Source organism: Roseovarius lutimaris (assembly GCF_900115165.1).
GTDB classification, from domain to species: domain Bacteria; phylum Pseudomonadota; class Alphaproteobacteria; order Rhodobacterales; family Rhodobacteraceae; genus Roseovarius; species Roseovarius lutimaris.
Window position 1 is genome coordinate 1 of the sequence record NZ_FOVP01000035.1, and the last position, 18669, is coordinate 18669.

The 18669-nt window shown below is 58.8% G+C and carries 19 protein-coding genes; 17 read left to right on the forward strand and 2 right to left on the reverse strand.

Annotated elements, in window-relative coordinates; genetic code table 11:
- A partial coding sequence (locus tag BMZ91_RS19390) for a transposase (protein WP_143076410.1) occupies positions 1–359 on the forward strand: 359 nt, incomplete at its 5' end.
- Positions 360–692: 333 nt separating this feature from the next.
- Here the strand turns inward: BMZ91_RS19390 and BMZ91_RS19395 are convergent.
- Positions 693–1598, reverse strand: a complete 906-nt coding sequence (locus BMZ91_RS19395; protein WP_092842257.1) for a LysR family transcriptional regulator — start codon at positions 1596–1598, stop codon at positions 693–695.
- Positions 1599–1702: 104 nt separating this feature from the next.
- Between BMZ91_RS19395 and BMZ91_RS19400 the strand changes: the two genes are divergently transcribed.
- From BMZ91_RS19400 to BMZ91_RS19420, 5 genes are all read left to right on the forward strand, one after another.
- Positions 1703–2698, forward strand: coding sequence for a zinc-binding alcohol dehydrogenase family protein (locus BMZ91_RS19400; RefSeq protein ID WP_092842272.1), 996 nt, complete (start codon positions 1703–1705; stop codon positions 2696–2698).
- A gap of 23 nt (positions 2699–2721) precedes the next feature.
- Entirely contained in the window at positions 2722–3690 is a 969-nt protein-coding gene (locus BMZ91_RS19405; RefSeq protein WP_092842258.1) for an LLM class oxidoreductase, read from the forward strand.
- Between the two features lie 9 nt (positions 3691–3699).
- A complete protein-coding gene (locus BMZ91_RS19410) occupies positions 3700–4506 on the forward strand; it encodes an SDR family NAD(P)-dependent oxidoreductase (RefSeq protein ID WP_092842259.1) in 807 nt (268 codons plus the stop codon).
- Positions 4499–4882, forward strand: coding sequence for a nuclear transport factor 2 family protein (locus tag BMZ91_RS19415; protein ID WP_092842260.1), 384 nt, complete (start codon positions 4499–4501; stop codon positions 4880–4882). The genes BMZ91_RS19410 and BMZ91_RS19415 overlap by 8 nt, the downstream gene beginning before the upstream one ends.
- A 72-nt stretch (positions 4883–4954) precedes the next feature.
- On the forward strand, positions 4955–5365 hold the full coding sequence (locus tag BMZ91_RS19420; protein ID WP_092842261.1) for an ACT domain-containing protein: 411 nt from the start codon (positions 4955–4957) through the stop codon (positions 5363–5365).
- Between the two features lie 23 nt (positions 5366–5388).
- Here BMZ91_RS19420 and BMZ91_RS19425 read toward each other — a convergent pair whose 3' ends face one another.
- Positions 5389–6459 carry an alcohol dehydrogenase family protein gene (locus BMZ91_RS19425; RefSeq protein ID WP_092842262.1) on the reverse strand — a complete coding sequence of 357 codons (1071 nt, stop codon included), beginning with the start codon at positions 6457–6459 and terminating at the stop codon, positions 5389–5391.
- Between the two features lie 82 nt (positions 6460–6541).
- Between BMZ91_RS19425 and BMZ91_RS19430 the strand changes: the two genes are divergently transcribed.
- The 11 genes from BMZ91_RS19430 (at position 6542) to BMZ91_RS19485 (ending at position 18497) form a co-directional block, all read left to right on the forward strand.
- Positions 6542–7054 carry a TetR/AcrR family transcriptional regulator gene (locus BMZ91_RS19430; protein WP_245736492.1) on the forward strand — a complete coding sequence of 171 codons (513 nt, stop codon included), beginning with the start codon at positions 6542–6544 and terminating at the stop codon, positions 7052–7054.
- A gap of 750 nt (positions 7055–7804) precedes the next feature.
- Entirely contained in the window at positions 7805–9496 is a 1692-nt protein-coding gene (locus BMZ91_RS19440; protein ID WP_092842265.1) for a thiamine pyrophosphate-binding protein, read from the forward strand.
- On the forward strand, positions 9493–10263 hold the full coding sequence (locus tag BMZ91_RS19445) for an SDR family NAD(P)-dependent oxidoreductase (RefSeq protein WP_092842266.1): 771 nt from the start codon (positions 9493–9495) through the stop codon (positions 10261–10263). The genes BMZ91_RS19440 and BMZ91_RS19445 overlap by 4 nt, the downstream gene beginning before the upstream one ends.
- 49 nt (positions 10264–10312) lie before the next feature.
- The gene (locus tag BMZ91_RS19450) at positions 10313–11563 is read left to right on the forward strand and encodes a branched-chain amino acid ABC transporter substrate-binding protein (RefSeq protein ID WP_218145697.1); all 1251 of its coding nucleotides are present in this window, start codon (positions 10313–10315) and stop codon (positions 11561–11563) included.
- 60 nt (positions 11564–11623) lie between these two features.
- Positions 11624–12886 carry a branched-chain amino acid ABC transporter substrate-binding protein gene (locus tag BMZ91_RS19455; RefSeq protein WP_218145698.1) on the forward strand — a complete coding sequence of 421 codons (1263 nt, stop codon included), beginning with the start codon at positions 11624–11626 and terminating at the stop codon, positions 12884–12886.
- A 59-nt stretch (positions 12887–12945) separates the two neighbouring features.
- On the forward strand, positions 12946–13887 hold the full coding sequence (locus BMZ91_RS19460; protein ID WP_092842267.1) for a branched-chain amino acid ABC transporter permease: 942 nt from the start codon (positions 12946–12948) through the stop codon (positions 13885–13887).
- 1 nt (position 13888) lies between these two features.
- Positions 13889–15166 carry a branched-chain amino acid ABC transporter permease gene (locus BMZ91_RS19465; RefSeq protein ID WP_092842268.1) on the forward strand — a complete coding sequence of 426 codons (1278 nt, stop codon included), beginning with the start codon at positions 13889–13891 and terminating at the stop codon, positions 15164–15166.
- A complete protein-coding gene (locus BMZ91_RS19470; protein WP_092842269.1) occupies positions 15163–15921 on the forward strand; it encodes an ABC transporter ATP-binding protein in 759 nt (252 codons plus the stop codon). The genes BMZ91_RS19465 and BMZ91_RS19470 overlap by 4 nt, the downstream gene beginning before the upstream one ends.
- On the forward strand, positions 15921–16628 hold the full coding sequence (locus BMZ91_RS19475; protein WP_092842270.1) for an ABC transporter ATP-binding protein: 708 nt from the start codon (positions 15921–15923) through the stop codon (positions 16626–16628). The genes BMZ91_RS19470 and BMZ91_RS19475 overlap by 1 nt, the downstream gene beginning before the upstream one ends.
- A gap of 48 nt (positions 16629–16676) precedes the next feature.
- Positions 16677–17729, forward strand: coding sequence for an amidohydrolase family protein (locus tag BMZ91_RS19480; RefSeq protein WP_092842271.1), 1053 nt, complete (start codon positions 16677–16679; stop codon positions 17727–17729).
- A 42-nt stretch (positions 17730–17771) separates the two neighbouring features.
- Positions 17772–18497, forward strand: a complete 726-nt coding sequence (locus BMZ91_RS19485) for a GntR family transcriptional regulator (protein WP_218145699.1) — start codon at positions 17772–17774, stop codon at positions 18495–18497.
- The last annotated feature ends 172 nt before the right edge of the window (positions 18498–18669 follow it).

An 18669-nucleotide genomic window follows, 5' to 3' on the forward strand; every position in this document is an offset into this window, starting at 1 on the left:
TTAGCCTCAACTTCATCGCGACAATCGACGATGTGACGCGGTTTCGAAAAGCAACGGATGTTGGCGCTTACTTGGGCCTGACCCCACGACGATATCAATCCGGTGAAACAGATTGGTCGGGACGTATCTCTAAACGCGGTGACGGGGGCATGCGCAAACTGCTTTATGAAGCGGCCAACATCCTGATCCAACGTGTAGCGCGCTTCTCGCCGCTCAAAGCATGGGCCATGCGGCTTGTCGCGCGAAGGGGTTTGAAGAAGGCTATCGTTGCTACGGCCCGAAAACTGGCTGTCATCATGACTCGCATCTGGCGCGACAGGACAACCTTCGCCTGGACCAAGGAGGAGCTACCTGCATGAGATAGCCAACAAACGAATACGCCCGTCCAGGTGTAACGACGTCCCATCGGGACGGTGGCCGGATGACCTCGCCGTCGAATGTCGATGCGCCTGAACTCAGGCGACCTCGCAGCGGATTTTTTTGAGGCACCAGTCCCCGACGCCATTATGAAGCGGCACCGCCGACCTCGGAAAGAACCATGAGCCCGATGAGACTGAAATACGCCCTTGAATTTAAGGCCGCAGATAGAGAACTTTAGTTGCATAAGCGCGATGATTTGACCGCGTATCAAAAACCAGACATCTCAGCGCACCTGATTTTGCCTCAATAGTCTGTGCCTTGAGAGCAGGCGCCTACCCGACCCACTCTGCCCGATTTCCCAGATGCCAAATCAGGAAGTCGATAAAAATTCGCGTCTTTGGGGTTAGCACGTTCGAGCGCGGATAAACCAGCCATAGCACTGAATCGTCGTTCAACCTCCAAGCCGGCAAGACCCGGACAAGCTGCCCCGAAAGAAGCTCATCGGACACGCTCCAAAGCGAGTTGATCGATACGCCAGCCCCAGCGAGGGTCGCTTCACGTTGCGCATCGCCGTCGTCTACAATGATGCGGCAATTCATGACGGTCGGATCAAGGCGCACTGTTTCGCCGTTTGGACCGATTAACTCTCGCGGCTCAAGATCGGCCCAAGCGATCAAGTGATGGCCTTGCAGCGAGCTCGGCCCGTTCGGCATTCCATGGGCCTTTAGATAGCTGGGCGACGCGCAAAGCACGCGGGTGTCATCGGCCAATTTGCGGCCCTTTAGGCTGCTATCGGTCAGGGGCGCGCTGCGTAGAGCGAGATCGAAACTGCCCTCAATCGCGTCAACACGCGTGTCTGACAGCCGCAGGTCCAGCGTCAGATCGGGATAAAGCGCGTGAAATTCGGGCAGGAGCGGCATGATGTGCCGTTGCGCGAAGCTGCTTGGTGCTGCAAATCGCAAAGTCCCCTTAGGCCCGGTTTCGCTGCCGCCGAGGGCCGCTTTGGCGGCATCTGCCTGCGCCAAGATTTCCCGCGCGTAGGGCAGGAAGTCCGAGCCATCGAGAGACAGGGACACTTTTCGCGTCGTTCGCCGTAAAAGTTCTACACCAAGCTCTTGTTCCAGTTTAGCCAGCCGTGCGCTGGCAACGGCCGGGGCAAGCCCAAGTGCCCGTCCCGCAGCGGAGATGTTCAGGCGTTCGGCAGCCATGACGAAGAGGCGTAGGTTGTCAGTATCCACCGTTATTATATCCCAAACCCGAATAATCAAATCGGAAAACTGCCAGTTTCGTAGAATTACGCAAGAGATATATTCGTGCCAACAGCTAACGAAGGATGATGAAAATGAAAGCTATCGGATATAACGAAGCGGGCAGTGCAGACAATCTCGCCGTGGTCGAAGTCGCGCGCCCCGTAATCGGGCCGCGCGATCTGCTGGTCGCGGTCAAGGGCATCTCGGTCAACCCGGTGGACGTCAAGCTGCGTGCTGCGATGCAGCCGGAAGGCGCGCCGCGCGTGTTGGGATTTGATGCAGCTGGGGTTGTTGCGGAGATCGGCGATGCAGTAACCGGCTACAAGGTCGGCGACGAGGTTTTCTATGCCGGGGACGTGACCCGCGCTGGCACGAACGCCGAATTTCACGCCGTCGACGAACGGATCGTCGGACGCAAACCTGCCAAGCTTGATTTCACCGAGGCAGCCGGGCTGCCCCTTACTTCTATCACCGCATGGGAGATGCTGTTTGATGCCTTTCGCCTAACCGAAGGCGGTGGAGAGGGCAAAACACTGCTTGTCATCGGCGGAGCCGGGGGTGTGGGGTCGATCCTGATCCAGTTGGCCAAAGCGCTGACGGGCCTCACAGTTATCGCCACAGCTTCACGGCCCGAGACGCAAGATTGGGTGCGCAAAATGGGCGCTGATCACGTGGTGGACCATCGCGGCGATCTTGCCGCTCAAGTGGATGACCTCGGGCTTGCCCCCAGCTACGTCGCTGCCCTGACCGCGACCGACCAGCACTGGGATGCGATCATCAATCTGATTGCCCCGCGCGGCCAGATCGCGTTGATCGACGACCCCGAGGCGCTGGACATCAAGGCGGCGAAACCCAAGGCGCTGAGCATCCACTGGGAGTTCATGTTCACCCGCTCAATGTTCGGCACTGAGGATATCAGCGCTCAGCGAGACCTTTTGAACCGAGTTGCAGAGATGATCGACGCCGGCACCCTGCAGTCCACCATGACTGAACGCGGCGGAGCGCTGACCGCTGAAGCGCTGCGTGCCGCGCATCTGCGGCAAGAAAGCGGCCGTTTGATTGGCAAACAAGTTCTTGGCGGGTTTTGAGGGCGCCAGACAGGAGGTCCGAGATGTTAGATGAGACTGAACCCATGGCGTTTCCGAGCCTCAACCGGGCTTATGATTCTACCTTCAGATCGGGGCAGCTAAGCCTTGGCCTTGTCCTGCCGCTGGAGGCGTATCCGCACAGCGCGGTGCCCGACTTGGCAAGTCATTTAGAGCGCGCCCGGCTGGCGGACGACCTTGGTTTCTCCGCTCTCTGGCTGCGGGATGTGCCGTTCAACGTGCCCTCATTTGGGGATGCTGGACAGGTCTTCGATCCCTTCGTCTATCTTGGTGCGCTGGCAGCCTCTACGCGCAAAATCGCGCTCGGGGTTGCGAGCATCGTTCTGCCGTTGCGCCATCCAGCTCATGTGGCCAAGGCTGCCGCCTCGGCGGATGCGCTCTCTGGCGGGCGGTTGCTGCTGGGCGTCGCCTCGGGGGACCGTCCTGAAGAATATCCGGCGCTGGACATGAGCTTCGAAGATCGCGGTGCGCGCTTCCGCGACAGTGTCGACTATATCCGCGCCATGGCCGATCCATATCCCCACCGTAACACCACGCACGGAACTCTTTCCGGTGCGATCGACATGCTTCCCAAGCCCACGGGAGGGCAGTTGCCCCTTCTGATCACCGGTGGCAGTCAGCAATCGCCGGATTGGGTCGCGCGAAACGGCGATGGGTGGATGACCTATCCGCGCGACGCGGCAGCACAGGGCCGTGTGGTCACCGCGTATCGCCAGCGGGTCGCTGATGCGGGGCTGTCCGACAAGCCAGTGATGCAATCGCTTTACGTAGACCTCGTTGCGCAGGCGGATGCGCCGCCCAGTCCGATCCACTTGGGGTTTCAGTCGGGCACAGATCACCTGCGGCGCTATCTGATGCAGATCCGCAATCAGGGCATCAACCACGTCGCCCTGAACCTGCGCTTCAATGGTTCGGATATTGAAGACACCATGCATAGATTGGCAGAGGATATCCTGCCCGACTTCCAAACCTGAGGAGATCCCATGTCTAAAACCATCCTAATCACCGGCGCGACCGATGGTATCGGCCTGCTGACGGCAAAGTCACTTGCGCAGGAGGGCCACAGCGTTCTTCTGCACGGCCGGAGCGCCGCCAAGCTGGAGGCCGCTGCAAAGGACGTGGGCGGCGCACCCGAGACCTATTGCGCCGATCTCTCGCGTCTGGACGCGGTCGACGCGCTGGTCGAGGAGATCCGGGCCCATCATAATCGGATCGATGTGCTAATCAACAACGCCGGCGTTCTCAAGACCGGCGAGGCTCGCACATCAGAAGGCCTCGATATCCGCTTTGTCGTCAACACGCTCGCGCCTTACCTGCTGACCCAGCAGCTACTGCCGATCATCCCCAAAGATGGCCGCGTGGTGAACCTGTCGTCGGCAGCGCAAGCTCCTGTGGACATTGACGCAATGCGCGGCAAGCGCGCGCTTGGACATATGGAGGCCTATGCGCAGAGCAAGCTGGCCATCACCATCTGGACGCAAGAGCAGGCCCGCGCCAATCCGGATGGGCCAGCTTTTATCGCGGTGAACCCCGGCTCTCTGCTGGCTTCAAAGATGGTCAAGGAAGGCTTTGGCATCGCAGGCAACGATCTGTCCATCGGCGCCGACATCCTGCGCCGAGCTGCGCTGTCCGATGACTTTGCCGGCGCCACGGGGCGCTATTACGACAATGACGCAGGTCAGTTCGCGTCGCCGCATCAAGAGGCGGCGAATGCGGCCAAAGTTGCGGAGATCGTCACCGCGATGGAAAACATCATCTCAGCAAGGTTAAAGGAGAACGGCCATGACTGATCTGGAAATCATGAAACGCAACGTGATTGCCTTCTACGAGATGATGTTCAATGAAAGCCGCCCGCGTGAGGCAATTGCGCGATACGCGGGCGAGGAATACATCCAGCACAATCCGCATGTGGCCAACGGACGTCAGGGGTTCATTGAATATTTCGAGCGTATGGCCGCCGAATATCCAGACAAGCGGGTCGAGGTGAAACGCGCTTTTGCCGAGGGTCGTCACGTCATTTTACATTGTCATCAAATCTGGCCAGACGGATTGGAATATGCGGGGATCGACATCTTCAGGCTGGATGATGCGGGCAAAATCGTGGAGCATTGGGACGTGCTTCAGGAGCTTCCAGAGACCAGCGCCCATGACAATGGCATGTTCTGAGCGGCTAATTCGACTGCTTGTCGGTGAGGCCACCCGGCTATGATCTGGTAAAATTTGGTGAAGGGGGAAAAGATGCCGGAAGTTGTAAAAACGGCCCGCGATATGATTGCAGGTATGACGCCCAGGCTTACACAGGGCGCTTTTGTGTTCATCACGGCTGCTGATCCCGCACTCATTGAGGAACTCTCGCCCCAAGCTATTTCGACGTTCAAGGAAGAAGAAGGGATGTCGCTGATCGTTCCTGTCGAAGTGGCCGAAGCAGCCGACCTAAATGCCGCGCACTCGATGCGGCGCATAACCCTGAACGTGTATTCGTCGCTGGAAGGCGTCGGGCTTACGGCCGCAGTGTCAACCGCACTTGGAGAGGCGGGCATTCCTTGCAACATGGTCTCCGCTTATCACCATGACCACGTATTCGTGCCGACGGACAAGGCTGCGAAGGCAATGGACATCTTGGCTCGACTCCAATCTCGGGCCAAATAACGCCACTGCTTCGCTTGTTGCCGTTAGCCTGCGATGGTTACTCCGATTTTACCCATGTGCGACTTTTCCAGGAATGCCTTTTGCGCCGCGCGCAGATCGCGCAATCCATAGGTTTCAGCGACCACCGGGTGGATTTCGCCCGCTTCAATGTAGCTGACCAAGTCCGTGAAAACGCGCGGGTCCTGCCGGGTGCTGCCGATCAAAGTCAGGTCCTTGAGATAGAGTGTTCGCAAATCAAGTTCGACAATCGGCCCAGCAATAGCGCCCGATGTCACATAGCGCCCCCGAGGGACCAACGCATCGAGCAGTTCGGGCCAGCGCGGCCCACCTACAAGGTCGAGCACGACGTCGAAGGCGTCCTTCGCATAGGCATCGCTGCGGTCCATCACCGCATCAGCGCCGAGCGTTTTCAAAGCATCCATCTTCGCCGGGCTGGTGGACGCCGTGACATGCGCACCGCGCCGCTTTGCAAGCTGCACGGCGGCTGAACCAACGCCGCCCGACGCCCCGGTGATCAGCACACGCTCCGCGCCCAGTCCGGCCCGCTGGATCATGCCTTCGGCGGTGGAGAACGCACAAGGAAAGGACGCCAGTTCGATGTCCGTGAGCGCGCTGTCGATCCGCAGCGCGTGTTCGTCGTCCACAGTCGTGTATTCAGCAAAACCTCCGTCGCGTTCTGAGCCGAAGGTTACAAGCGCTTCTGGCTCTGCGCCGGTTGGGCGATGCATGGGCCGCACCAGCACACGCTCACCTATCCGCGCGGGGTTCACCCCGTCACCGACTGCGACGATTTCACCGCAGCAATCCGCGCCCTGGATGCGTGGAAAGCTAAGCGCACCGGACCAGGCGCCATCTGCATCAGAAGCACCTGCATAACCCTCCCTGGCGGCCGACCCTGTATCGCCGCGCACGGCTTTAGAATACCAGCCCGTTCGAGTGTTAACGTCAGTGTTGTTCACCGCCGACGCGCCCACACGGATCAATACCTCGCCAGCTTCCGGTTGTGGAACCGGCACGTCCTCACGCCATTCGAGCTTGTCCAGCCCCCCATGGCCAGTGAGGACTACGGCTTTCATCGTTTCAGGAAGTGTCATTGGGGAATGCTCCGATGTAGAATGGTTACTCTACTTGTGTGGGTAGAGAGATTATTCTACATCGTCAACTATGACTGATATGATGAGCAAGATATCCGAGGGACTTGAGCGCGCCTTTGCCAGCCAAGGCTTCGCAGAGCCCAGCGTCGAGGACCTCCGGGATGCTGCGGGGGTAAGCCTCCGCACGCTATACAAATACACACCGTCCAGGGCGGAGATGGTGTTGGCTGCACTGGAGAACCGGCATCAGCGCTATACTACGCGTGTCTTCGACAATCTGCCAAAGGAGCCTGAAAAGGCGCTTGACGCGTTCCTGTCGCGCATTGGTGAGTGGATGGAGACTGAGACATCGCATGGCTGCCTTTTTCATGCGGCCGTGGCGGCCGATCCGGGAAGCCTCCCCCTCCGCCAACTTCTCGAGCATCATAAATACGAGGTCGCGAAGCGGGCCGCAGCGGCCACCGGGCGATTTGGAGCCGAAACAGAACTCTTAGTGATCATCGAGGGTCTTACACAGACTTGGCCTCTGCGGGGCGAGGCCGCGGTCAAAGCAGCTAAGAGGCTAAGTCATGCGCTGCGGTCACCAAGCAGTTGACGGGCGTCATCTCAGATACTCCAGATTGAACTACTATATGAGCGACACGTCATGCTCCGCGAGCCTTGGACGATCGAGGGGTAAGAAACGACCGTTTGGTCCGTCTCAGGCCTTTGACGCTGCTCGGGTGCTGCAAAAGGCACGAATGGCCTGTGTGGATAGCTGCTGCATTGCAAGACATTTTTTGAGGTGATTTTGCACTGGTCAGAAGCAGACGTGTGTCCGGCCTGTTCGCGCGGCACTCGTAGCCGCTGGCCCTGATGGTTTCCGCGACCAAGTCCCAAACGGCTTATCGAACAACAATGTGTCCTGGACATTCGACGGGTTGTCTTGGTTGGCGGGCTGACTGTGCGCCATCATTTCAATGGTCTTGCTGTCTCGGTTGTTCCTTTTCCTTCTTTTAGGCTGTGTGAGGCCGGTAGTATTCGTTCCTGGTCTGCACCGCCCAGACTATTCGTGCGGTCTTGTTCGCCATTGCGACGGTCGCCACGGTAAGAAGACCCGTGCATGGGGTGACAGGTCCACTGCCAAGAAAGGGATCGCGGTACCGATTGTCGTAACTTCGTCCGCGCCACCAATCGCCACCTGCAACATGCTCAGCAAACCAAAAATCACCGAAAACATCTCCGCATACATCTTCTTGAGGCGACGGTTCACCGTAGAGGCAAATTTATCGTTGACAAATGAACTAATAGAATGGTGTATGTACATCATACATGATGCATCAAACATGATATGTGAGGAAAAGTTTTGTCAAACGTCACCGCCGCGAGTTGGCTCGCGAAATCTTTGGCCGCACGCGGCATCGATCATGTCTTCTTCATCGACGCGATCCTGCGCCGTTCTCTGGTCGAGATGGAGCATGAGGGCATCCGCCGCGTGCTGGTGCATAGCGAAAAGGCTGCGGCCTACATGGCCGACGGCTATGCGCGGGTACGCGGGGCACCTGGTATCTGCTTTTCGCAGGCAGTTGGCGCCGCCAATCTTGCTGCCGGAATGCAGGATGCGTATCTAGCGCAGGCGCCGGTTCTGGCTTTCACCGGGCGCAAGGTGTCGAAGTACCGTCACCGCAACGCTTATCAAGAGGTCGATCACCCAGCGATGTTTCGTGCTGTGACCAAGACCAGCGTCGACGTTGACGATGCTGCCGATCTGCCTCGACTGTTGGCCCATGCTTGGCGAACCGCCATCAGCGGCACGCCTGGCCCTGTGCATCTGGACGTGTTAGGTCATATGGGTGAGGTATTGGAGGCGGGAACCGTCGTGGCCAAGGTCGCCGCTGGTCTGCCGACCAGTACTTTGCCGCTGCACCGCGAGTTGGCTGAAGAGGCTGAAATCGAAGCGGCTCTTGCGCGGTTGAGGGAAGCGCCGCGCGTCGCCATCGTGGCTGGTACCGGCGCGATGCAGTCCGGGGCGGGCGACGAGATCCGCCGCCTCGCGGAAGTGTTGCAAGCCCCGGTCGGAACTTCCTTGGGGGCGCGCGGCATTATCGCCACGGACCACCCGTTGTCCATCGGCACCGTTGGCAGCTATTCAGCACCACCTACCAACCAGATTGTGGCTGGGGCCGACGTGGTTTTCTTCATCGGTTGCCGCACGGGTGATCAGGTGACGCTGGACTGGCGTATTCCGGACCTTGCCACACCCGTTGTGCATCTCGATGTCGATCCGGTCGAGATTGGGCGGAGCTATCCCGACACGATCGGCATCTGCGGCGATCCCAAGCGCAACCTCGCGCGCCTACTGGAATTGGTCGGCAACATTCCTGCGCGCGATGGCGTCTATGCCGAAGAGGCCGCCGAAGCGATGGCGGAGTGGCGTCGCGGCTTTGCTGAGCGGGCAGGGGATGAAGGTGGTGCGATCCGGGTCGAGGCTATCATGTCAGCCATTACCGAAGCGCTGCCCGAGACTGGGATCATCGTCGCCGATACGGGCTTTTCATCAATCTGGAGTTGCACCGGAATCGAATTGAACGGTGGGGGGCAAACCTATCTGCGTGCTGCGGGCTCGCTGGGTTGGTCGTTCCCTGCCGCACTGGGCGCACAATGCGCGGCACCTGACCGCCGCGTGGTCTGCTTTACCGGCGATGGCGGACTTTACTACCACCTGACAGAGCTGGAGACGGCTCGGCGCTATGGCATTCCGCTAGTGCTGGTAGTCAATAACAACAGCGGTTTCGGGCAAAGTATCGAGAATATCCGCACAGTTCAGGGCGACACGCCTGGCACGCCCGAAGAACTGGGTCTTTTCGGCCCGCTCGACTTTTCCAAGATTGCGCAGGAGTTTGGGATCGAGGGGCACCGCATCGAAAAACATGCCGACCTGCGCCCTGCGCTGGAAGCGGCGCTGGCCGGGAATCAACCTGTCGTACTGGATGTTGTTACCGACATAGGCCCGCGTGCGCCTGTCCATTGGAAACCTAAGAGTGAGAGCCGAACATGACAAAGCCCCTTCTGAGCTACGATCTGAAAGGCACGCGCGCGCTCGTCACTGGTGCCGCGTCAGGAATCGGCCTTGCCACGGCGCAGCGTTTGGCACGGTCGGGTTGCAAGGTGGTGCTGAACCATCTGCCAAACGATCCCGCCGGTCCCGAGCAGGCCGCGCGTCTGATTGCCGAGGGCTGCGACGTCCGGCCGTTGCCTCATACGATCGGCGACGGCAACGAAGCCGCGCTGGCCCAAGAGGCGGTGCGGCTACTGGGCGGACTAGATCTGTTGGTGAACAATGCAGGCACGCCGGGCGGTAAACGGGCGCTGGCCCCGTCGGATCTGGACAGCGTCACTGACGCGATGTGGCATCAGGTGATGGAGGTGAATCTGATCGGCCTTTTCCGCCTGACCCGCGCAGCCGCCGCGCCGCTGCGAGAGTCAGGTGGATCAGTGGTGAACCTTGCCTCGATTTCGGCGCTATCGTCGCGTGGCTCCAGCATGGCCTACGCGGCTAGCAAGGCCGGGATTATCTCGTTGACACGGCATCTGGCCGTGGCGCTGGCCCCTAGTATCCGCATCAATGGTGTCGCGCCGGGCGCGGTCGACAGCACATGGGAGATTGAGTGGACGGAAGAACAACGCCAGTCCTCGATCCAGCGTACGCCGCTCGGACGGCGTTGCACGCCCGAAGATATCGCTGAAACTATCGTCTACCTGGGGTTCGGTGCGCCAATGATTACCGGCCAAACCATTGTGATCGACGGAGGGCTAATTCTGTAAAGAGACTTTGGAACGACACTTTCTAAAATTCATCTGGGAGGAGAAATACATGACCACGAAGACCACCAAACGGTTTGGCCACGCGGTACTGGTCGCCGGTGCGGCTATGGGCTGCACGGCCCTCACTGCGGGCCCGGTTGCTGCCGAGCTGCGCATCGGCCTGATTGAAACGATGTCCGGGCCGCAGGCCTCATCCGGGGAGATGATCCTGAACGGTGTCAAGTTCGTCATCGACAAGATGAACGCCGAGGGCGGTTTTCACGGCGAGCCCATCACGGTTGAAGTCTATGACAGTGCTGGCACTACAACAGGTGCCGCGCAACAGTTTCGCGAGGCGGTGTCGGACGAGATCGACATTGTTATCCAAGGCCCTTCATCAGCCATCGCTGGGCAGATTTCGGATGATGTGCGCAAACATAATCTGCGTAATCCCCGCCAAAAGATGGTGTTCATCAATGTCGCCGCAGGCGCAATGGAATTGACGGGTGAACGGTGCCACTACCATTCGTTCCGCCTTTATCCTACGCCGTCGATGTGGGCCGGCTCGCTGGTCGAGGTGATGTCGCGCGAGGGCACCCTAGGCGATAAGGTCTATTCCATAAACCAAGACTATAGTTGGGGCCATGATTGGCAGGACGCGATCGTGGATCAGGCGGACAACTACAACTACGAGGTGGTCGATAAGGTTTTGCACGATGTGAACCGCATCCAAGATTTCTCGCCATACGCGGTCAAGATCAAGGCAGCGAACCCCAATACCGTCATCACGGGCAACTGGTCGAACGACCTGCTTTTACTGATGAAAGCGGCCAAGGATGCGGGGCTGTCGGTACGATTCGCCACGTCGAACCTTGACCAGCCGGGCAACGTTGCGAATGCGGGCGCCGCCGCGCTCGGTCATTATAATGCAAGTCTCGGCAGTCCCGCTCTGGGCGACGGTAGTTTTGCTGAAGAATACAAGGCGGCTTATGGGCGTGTCCCAGTCTATAATGACATCTCCTCGGTCGTGGCCATGAATTTTGTTGCGGCTGCTCTTGCCTCAATCGAAGGCGAAGGCGACCCGACCGCGCAGCAGATCGTCGAAGCGATGGAAACGGCCATGGTCGACACCGGCTATGGCACCCAAACGATGCGCGCGCAGGACCACCAGTTCCAGATGCCGATCGTCGTCTCACGCGTTTCGAAGGATGCAAAATATAAGGTTGATGGCTCGGACATGGGGTTTTCGCCTGTTGCCACGGTCTCGGCTGAAACGTTGGCCTACGCACCGCAGGAAAGTTGCAAGATGACGCGGCCCTAAGCCTTCTATGGGCCATGTCGCCGCGGCGCAGGCCTCACAATGACAAGCAGGAGTGAGATGATGACCGAACCCAATAATACCGGGATGACTCGACGTGGCGCGATGGGTGCCATGGCCGCCTTTGCCATGCTCGCGCAAAGCCGGATGGCCAGCGCCACCGAAGGCGAAGGGTTGAAAATCGCCGTGATTGAGGCCCTCTCTGGCCCACAAGCTTCGTCGGGGATGCTATTCCTCAGCGGGATCGAATACGGCACACGCAAAATCAATCAGGCTGGTGGTTTCAACGGTAAGGATGTCGAGATCGTTAGCTATGACAATGCCGGGACTTCGACCGGTGCCTCCAGCCGTTTTCAGCAGGCGGTCGCCGATGGCTGTCACCTTATCGTTATGGGCTCGTCCTCGGCCATCGTATCGCAACTGTCCGAGGATGCGCGTAAACACGCGTTGCGTAATCCTGAGACGCCGATGATACTGATAAATGTTGGGAGCGGCGCGCTCGCCATGACGGGCGAGCGGTGCCATTTCCACAATTTCCGAATGTTCCCGATCGCTAGCATGTCGGTAGCCGCCCTGACCAAGGTGATGGGCGACGAAGGCACGCTGGGCAAGAAGGTGTTTACGATCAACCAAGATTATAGCTGGGGCCAGGAGTTTCAGGCGGCGGTTGAAGGGCGCGCCGCGCAGGGCGACTTCAAACTAGTTGGTTCGGTCTTGCATGACGTGAACCGAATCCAAGATTTCTCGCCCTATGTGGCACAGATCAAAGCATCGGGCGCCGATACAGTGTTAACTGGCAATTGGTCGAACGATTTGCTTCTGCTTATCAAGGCTTGCGCCGATGCGTCATTGGGCGTGCGCTTCGGCACCTGTTTCCTTGATCAACCGGGAAATATCGGCAATGCGGGTGTTTCGGCGCTCGGCCACTATGTTTCGACGCTCAGCAATTGCGAACTGAATCCTGAATTTGCGGAAGACTTCCGTTCCGAGATGGGCCATTACCCGGTTTATAATGAGACCGGCGCAACCGTTGGCATGGGCTTTCTCGCGGCCGCGTTAGCGTCAATGGAGCCGGGTGAAACGGTGGATGTCGAGGCCATCGGCCTAGCAATGGAGCAAACCGAGGTCGAGGGCGACAACGGGCTGCAATCTATGCGCGCGGAGGACCACCAGTTCGTTACGCCGCTGGTTGTTTCACGGGTAGACCGAGAAGCGAAATATCCGGCCGACGATACCGACATGGGGTTTTTGCCCGTGGCGCGTGTTTCGGCAGAAGAGCTGATCTACCCCGTTCAGGACAGCTGCCAAATGCCAAGGCCCACCTGAATACCAGTGCCCGGTGCTGACCCTTTGCACCGGGCACAAACGATCAACGAGGTTATTTTATGGACTTTCTGCTTATCTCCCTGCTGAATGGAATCGTCTACGGCCTACTGCTGTTTATGGTGTCTGCCGGTCTGACGCTGATCTTCGGCATGATGGGTGTGTTGAACTTCGCACACGCATCGTTCTACATGCTGGGTGCGTATCTGGCCTATGCTATCTCGGGGCATCTCGGCTTTTGGGCGGGGGTGGTGACCGCCCCTCTTTTGGTGGCCTTTGCGGGTGTTCTGACCGAGCGATATCTGTTGCGCCGGGTCCATGCTTTTGGCCACGGGCATGAGTTGTTGCTTACCTTCGGACTCGCCCTCGTTATCGAGGAAGGGATCAAGCTTTTCTTCGGCAATTTTCCGGTCAATTACACGCTGCCGACCCAGCTGGATTTCTCGGCCTTTGCGTTGTCGGGGATGAGCTATCCATTCTACCGCCTTTTCATTGCGATGATCGCAGTAGCGATGTTCGCTATACTCTACCTGCTGCTGAAACACACGCGCACCGGGCTGATCGTGCGCGCGGCCGAGCGCGCACCAGCCATGGCGCAGGCACTAGGGCATAACGTGCCTATGATCTTTACGGGGGTGTTTGCGTTGGGGGCGGGCCTTGCCGGTCTTGCCGGTGCTATCGCCGGGGCGTTCTATCCCACCAGCCCTACAATGGCGTTGGACCTAGGGGCCATTGTATTTGTCGTCGTGGTCGTCGGTGGTCTGGGATCGGTTGCTGGATCTCTGATCGCGTCGCTTGGAATCGGTGTTCTGACATCACTGACCGTGGGAATGAGTTTCCGGCTGGCTGATCTAGCCTCCACTATCGGCCTCGGCGACTGGGCGCGCGAGGTGGGCGGGCTGTTGACCGTGCCGGTTTCGGCTGTGTCGGGAGCCGTGCCGTTCATCCTGATGCTGGTGATCCTGCTGAGCAGGCCGGCGGGTATTTTAGGCGCGAGGAACTGACGTGCGACTATCGACAATTTTCATAACGCTATCGCTGATCGCGTCTATCGCCGTGCCGCCCTTTCTGGACCTCGGCCTGCAATTCACGCTCATAACTGCGTTGACTGCTGCTCTTTTCGCGACGGCATTCAACTTGCTGGCAGGGCAGGCAGGGATGCTGTCTTTCGGACATGCGGCCTTCTTCGGACTCGGGGCGTTCGGTGTGCTGCACCTGATGCAGGTGGTCGAGCGGGGCTTTGGCGTGCCGACCGTGCTACTACCGGCGTTTGGCGGGTTGGTCGGTCTCCTGACCGGATTTGCTTTCGGCTATTTTGCTACGCGGCGCTCGGGCGCGTATTTCTCGCTTATCACACTGGCACTTGCTGAGCTTTTGCACGTCGCCGCGCCGCGCTGGACATCGCTTTTCGGCGGTGAGGCAGGGATATCATCAATGCGCATGCCATCTCTGGGGGTCACTTTCGGGGCAACCATCGAAGTCTATTACCTGACGCTGGCATGGTTCCTGATCTCGGTTGGCGCGCTTTATTACTTGTCGCGCACGCCCTTCGGTTTGCTGATTTTGTCGCTGCGTGATAGCGAAGAGCGGGTCCGCTTCATGGGATACGATGCGGAGCGCAGCAAAGTCTTGGTCTTCGCTATTTCGGCTATGTTCACCGGCATCGCGGGAGGCTTAGCCGCGATGGCCATCGAAACGGCAAATTTTAGCATCTTTGCGATGCATACCTCAGCACAGGCCGTCCTTTATACGTTTGTCGGCGGGACGGCGGTGTTCATGGGCCCGGCAATCGGGGCTATCGTCTTTACGCTCTTTGCCTACTGGGTGTCGAACGCGACTGCGGCTTGGTTGTTCTATCAAGGCCTGATCTTCGTGCTGGTCATTCTTTTTGCACCACAGGGGTTGGGCGGTATCTTGCAGACGCATTACCGCGCCCGCCATCAACTGGATTGGTCGCGCCTAGCGTTGCCTTATGTGCTGTATGCGCTCGGCATGGCGATCACCGCGTTCGGCGTCGTTTTCGTGGTTCACAGTATAGAGATCCTTTTTGCCTCATCTTACAGGCTGGCTGCGGAGGTGGAGGGTGGCCTGCCCGCCTACGAGATGTTCGGTCGCGCATGGGGGCCGCTAGCACCGCTGACATGGGGGGCGCCGATCTTTGCGTTGGTGGTGGGGATCGCGCTAATGCGACGCAGCCGACGCAATATCGCGTTGGTTTGGGCCGACACCCGCGAGGAGCGAGTTGAAGCCCGCAATTTGGATGTCGAGGAGAAACGCACATGAGCGGCGATACACATATTCTCGAACTGAGCGGCCTGAAGAAAAGCTTCGGCGCCCTGTCGATTATCCAGGGAGTCGATCTGCAAGTCGCGCGCGGCTCGCGCCATGCGATCATCGGACCCAACGGAGCGGGAAAATCAACTCTGTTCAACTTGATATCGGGCGCTTTTCCCCCAACGGCGGGAGGAATCGCGCTGAACGGCCGATCGATTGCCGGGCTGGCCCCGGCGCAGATTAACCGGCTTGGCCTGTCCCGATCTTTCCAAATCACCAACGTCTTTGCCAAGCAGACCGTGTTGGACAATGTGCTGATCGGGGTCATGGCGCGGCATGGCGTACGGTTCAATCTATGGCAGTTCACCAGCAATATGAAGGAGCTGCGCAATGAGGCAATCGCTCTGTTGGCTGATGTGCGGTTAGATCATCGTGCTGAAACGCTCGCCAGCGATTTGGCTTATTCCGAGCTGCGCGCGCTGGAAATTGGCATGACTCTGGCCACTGGCCCCGAAATCATCCTGCTGGACGAGCCAACAGCAGGTATGTCGCGCGAAGAGACCTCGTATATCGTCGGTTTGATCCGACGCCTGACGGAGGGTAAAACCCTGCTGATGGTTGAGCATGACATGGGCGTCGTCTTTGATCTTTGTGACGAGGTGTCGGTGTTGGTCTATGGTAAGGTTTTGATGACAGGTGCCCCCGCCGAGGTGCGCGCCAACCGCGAGGTGCAAGCGGCCTATCTAGGAGAGGAGGCCATCTGATGTTGTTAGATGTTCAAGATCTACACGCTTACTATGGGAAAAGCCACATCCTGCACGGCGTGACATTTCAGATGCCCGAGCCGGGTATCGTCGCGTTGCTGGGACGCAATGGATCGGGGCGTTCGACCTTGCTTAAGGCAATGATGGGAATCCTGACGCCGCCGCGTGGATCGGTGCGTTTGTCGGGACAGGAACTGCGCGGCAAGAGCGCCAATAGCATCTGCCGCAGCGGCTTGGCCTTTGTTCCCGAAGAGCGCCAGGTCTTCGGGAACCTTACCGTAGACGAGAACCTCACCATGGGAATCCAGCCTGGCGTGGCGGGCGCACCTCATTGGACGCGCGAAGACATGTTTCAATATTTCCCGCGACTACGCGAGCGGCGCAATCAGATGGCCGGTGTTTTGTCGGGCGGCGAGCAGCAGATGCTAACGGTCTGCCGTTCATTGCTGACCAACCCGCTCGTGATCCTGATCGACGAGCCGACCGAGGGCCTTGCACCGCAAATAGTCGATGTCGTGGCGGAGGTTATCTGCGATATCCAGGCGCGCGGCGTCGGTGTTCTTTTGGTCGAGCAGAAGATGAGCATGGCGATGCGCGTTGCGCGGGATGTGCTGGTGATGGGGCATGGCGCAATCGTCTTTTCCGGCACAGCACCCGAGATGGAAGAACGCGCCGACGTCCGACAGAAATGGCTTGAAGTTGCGTAGCCCACGAAACACTCACACAGCGACGTTGGGTAAAGGAGACATGTGACAATGAGCATACGGAAGGCGGTACCACCGAACCCCCATATCGCTGTGCGCGAGGATTGGCTGGCCGCCACGCCCGAAGTGCCGGTCGATGCGGCGCAGCCGATCATCGACGCGCATCATCACCTATGGCACGGAGCGCGAGGGCAGTATATGTTCGACGAATTCCTTGCCGATGTTTCGACCGGGCATAACGTGGTAGCCACGGTCTTTGCCGAGTGCCGCTCGATGTGGCGCGAGGACGGGCTCGACGCGATGAAACCCGTTGGTGAGACCGAGTTTGTCGCCGGTGTGGCAGCGATATCCGAAAGCGGCGAATTCGGCCCTTGCCGTATAGGTGCCGGTATAGTTGGCCATGCTGATCTGACCGAAGGCGCGGCAGTGGCGGATGTGCTAGAGGCCCATATCGCCTGTGCCGGGGGCCGTTTTCGCGGCATCCGCCAAAGCGCGGTTTGGAGTGAGGATGAAACCATAAAGACGACTTCGGTCCTGCCACCGCGTGGCCTAATGCAGGACGCGGCGTTTCGCGAGGGGTTTGCAAAGCTGGTCGAATATGGACTTAGTTTCGATGCGTGGATCTATCACCCTCAAATCGGCGAATTCATCGATCTGGCGCGCGCATTTCCCGATACGGTTATGGTTCTGGACCACCTTGGCGGCATTCTGGGCATCAACGCCTATGCGGGGCGCCGTGACGAAGTCTTTGAGGGCTGGCGCCGACAGATCGTGGAACTGTCGACCTTGCCCAATGTTCGGATTAAGCTGGGTGGCCTTGGGATGAAGACCGGATTCGGCGGCTATCACTTGCTCGACCGGGCACCGGGCTCGGACCAGTTGGCGCATGATTGGTTGCCATGGATCGAGACCGCAATCGAGGTGATGGGTAGCGACCGTTGCATGTTTGAAAGCAATTTCCCGGTCGATAAAGGCGCGTATTCCTACACCGTTTGTTGGAATGCCTTTCAAAAAATAACGGCAGGTGCGACGCCGACCGAGCGGCAGAATCTTTTCCATGATACCGCGTATAGGACCTATCGGTTAGAGAATGATGCGGGTTAGTATGTTTTTCATCGGAAACGGGACACAAAACGAAGGTGCAAGATGTTGAAGGATAGCTTCCAGCCCGACATGTTGTCGCAGACGCTCAAGCACGAAAGCTTGGCTGATCAGATCCACGCGCGCCTGCGCCGCGCCATCATGAGTGGCCAATTGCCGCCGGGCGAGCGGCTGGTCTATCGCACTCTCGCCGCCGAGATGGGCGTTAGCTCGACGCCGGTGCGCGACGCGGTGCAGCGACTGGTTTCAGACGGGGTGCTGGAGATGGATGATCGCGGCACTGCTGCCTTGCCCCGACTGGACCCGGCCCGCTTCGTTGAGGTCATCGCGTTGCGGATCGAACTGGAGGGCCGCGCGGCGGAGGCAGCTGCGCAAGGCGGCCCCGAGCTTGCGGCAGAATTGGCTGAGCTAAACGCGGGGATGGAGGCGGCGCGTGCTCGCGGTGATCAGCGTACGACCCTTGATCTGAACGAGAGGCTGCATTTTACCATCGTCCGCCATGCCGAAATGCCAGTGTTGGAGGGGGTCTTGCGCTCGTTATGGCTACAATGCGGGCCGTCGCTACAATTTCTTTATACCGAGGATTATCCCAAATCCACGCTGCGCCACCCACATTACGACCTGATTGAAGCCATCGGTCACCGTGACGGTCCGGCCGCGCGCGCCGCCATCACACAGGATTTAGTGCGTCATGGATGTCATATCCTGCGTAAGATCCGCAAAATGGTGGGTGAGGATGATTCCGGCGAAATTCCCGCCGCTTGGCTATAAAAAGCGCACGAACCGCGCTGATGTTCACCGGATCTGCGACGGAAATATGAGACCATGATGTTGATTTCCACGCAGATGTGACCCGGGTTTTCCATAGAGACCTGATGGGGTGGATACCCCCTCCCGACGGCATCGCAATGTGCCAAGGTGATGTGGGTCACATCACTGATAG